We start from the raw sequence: 2,351 nt of genomic DNA on the forward strand, positions 1-2,351 counted from the left end.
TGAAGGATGAAGTGACGAGCTGGATTGACCAGAGAAACACCGCTGGAACGACGGTGAACTGGCACTTCACCGTAGAACACTGTCGCGAAAAGATGAGTCGTCACTACAAGGGTATCAAAATATAGAAATCAATGTACTTAGTTCCTCGCCCCCTGCGGGAGAGGGAGGGAGCCGCAACGCGGCGGAAGGGTGAGGGGACCACCAAGCGGCGTTCCCGCTTCATGCACGCGATTCTTTTTAATTCCGTATCGCTCGTCCCTGAAAAACTCCGCGAGAGAGGGCGTTCCCGCTTCCCCGCTTCCCCAGTCGCGTCGCTGAGAATCCTAAACTCCGCTTCAGCCGCCTGTCAGCTCCTGGCCTCAGACTGGGCAGGTGCGCCCTCCCCTACTCTTTAAATTGCTACCATCCAGCCTGCTGCCGCTGGCCCTGCTGACGGCCCTGCTCACCCCTACGTCGGCGCTGCGCATCACGCCGCTGGCGCCGCTTGAGCCTTCGCCTCCCGGTCTGAACCAGCCCAGCTTGAGTCAGCCCAGCCCGATTAAACCCAGCCCGATTAAACCCGGCCCTGCTCAGCCGACACCATCCAGCCCTGACAAAGCGGCCCAAACCAAACCGGTACAGGCCAGTCCAGCCCAGAGCGTTCCGGCGCCCGCCGTCCCTGGCCCCGCCGCGCCCTACACCGCCACGCCGACGGACCCGCTCTACGCCCGGCAGTGGAACCTGGACGCCATCAACATGCGCTCCGGCTGGGCCGTGACCGGCGCCCAGGCCATCACGGTGGCGGTGCTCGATACCGGCTACGTCGATGATCCGGAGCTGAGCGGGCGAGTGACCAACGGCTACGATTTCGTCTCCGACCCTGGGCGCTCCGGCGACGGGGACGGGCGCGACGCCGACGCCTCCGGGGTAGGCCAGTTTCGCTATCACGGCGAGGGCGTGGCCAACATCATCGGCGCGGCGCGGGACGCTCAGGGCATGGCGGGCATCAATCCGCTGGCCCGCATCGTGGCCGTGCGGGTGGGCGGCGAGGACGGCATGATTAGCGTGCCCGACCTGATCGACGGTATGCGCTGGGCGGCGGGACTGCGGGTGGCCGGGGCGCCGCTCAATACCCGCCCGGCCCGGATCATCAACCTGAGCCTGTACGCCGACTTCATTCCGCTGACCGGCTGCGACGCCCGCGTGCAAAAAGCTGTGGATGAGGTCACGGCGCGGGGCGTGCTGGTGGTGGCCGGGGCCGCCAACGACCACGCCGACTCGGCGCTCTACAGCCCGGCAGGCTGCCAGCAGGTGCTGAGCGTGGCGGCCACCAACCGCGCCGGACGGCGGGCCAACTACTCCAATTACGGCGCCGCCGTGGCCCTGGCCGCGCCGGGCGGTGAGGACGCCACCACGCTGGTCTTTAGCTCGGTGGACGGCCCCCAGACGCGCAACGGCACCAGCTTCAGCGCCCCCCAGGTCACGGGCGTCGCCAGCCTGATGATGGGCCTGAACCCCAACCTCACGCCCGCCCAGGTGACCGAGGTGCTGAAACAGTCGGCCCGGCCCTTCGTGGGCGGCCAGTGCGACCCTGATCCGGCGCGGAGCTGCGGCGCGGGAGTGCTCGACGCGGGCGCGGCCCTGCGTGCGGCGCGAGCGGCGCTGGGCAGCAGTAGTAGCAGCACGAACAGCGGCGGCGCCATGAGCCCTCTCACGCCCGCTCCATCCCCCTCACGGGCGCCCCGTTAAGCTCAGCGGGCAGCGCCACCGCACTCCTCTCGCTCCCGGTGGCGCTGCCGGTGCTTCTCTTCGCTTCGGAACAAGGCAAGGGAAACAATCGACCAGTAGCGGGCGCCCTGGCCGGGGACATCTCCGGTGCGGGCGCCCGCTAGACTTTCGGGCATGAACCAACTTCCCGCGACCTTTCGACTCTGGCTGACGGTGGCGCTGTGCGTCGGCTGGACGGCGCTGCTGGTGGTTTTTATCGTTCGCGCCAACCTGCCGCTAGCCGCCCTGAGCGCCGTGCTGCTGGCGGTCTACGGCTACCGGCTCTACAACCTGCTCAGGCGCCAGTAGCTCAGGAACGGTGGCTGTGACCGTCTGAGACTGTCGGGTGCAGTAACTGTCGGCTGGCGCGGGCGCCCCGCTTCACGGCCCCGGTAGAATACTCCTATGACCCAGCCCACTCCGGTCTCCCCCGCTGGCGGCGTGGCCTCCAGCATCCACAGCGCCGCGCACCACTCATCCAACGCGCTGGAGCTGCGCCACATCAGCAAGCGTTTTCCGCTGGTGCTCGCCAACGACGATATTTCAATGGAAATTCGCTGGGGCAGCGTCCACGCCCTGTGCGGCGAGAACGGCGCCGGGAAATC

The 2,351-nt window shown here is 67.6% G+C and carries 2 protein-coding genes and 1 pseudogene; all 3 read left to right on the top strand.

Annotated features, from left to right (window positions below; genetic code table 11):
- Positions 1-372 precede the first annotated feature (372 nt).
- Positions 373-1,728, top strand: coding sequence for a S8 family serine peptidase (locus tag Q0R23_RS17205; protein WP_293915035.1), 1,356 nt, complete (start codon positions 373-375; stop codon positions 1,726-1,728).
- A 153-nt stretch (positions 1,729-1,881) separates the two neighbouring features.
- The gene (locus Q0R23_RS17210; protein WP_293915036.1) at positions 1,882-2,055 is read left to right on the top strand and encodes a hypothetical protein; all 174 of its coding nucleotides are present in this window, start codon (positions 1,882-1,884) and stop codon (positions 2,053-2,055) included.
- Positions 2,056-2,151: 96 nt separating this feature from the next.
- Positions 2,152-2,351, top strand: a pseudogene (locus Q0R23_RS17215) (hypothetical protein); the annotation flags it as partial.

The sequence above is a fragment of the Deinococcus sp. genome, assembly GCF_025362455.1.
Lineage (GTDB): Bacteria > Deinococcota > Deinococci > Deinococcales > Deinococcaceae > Deinococcus.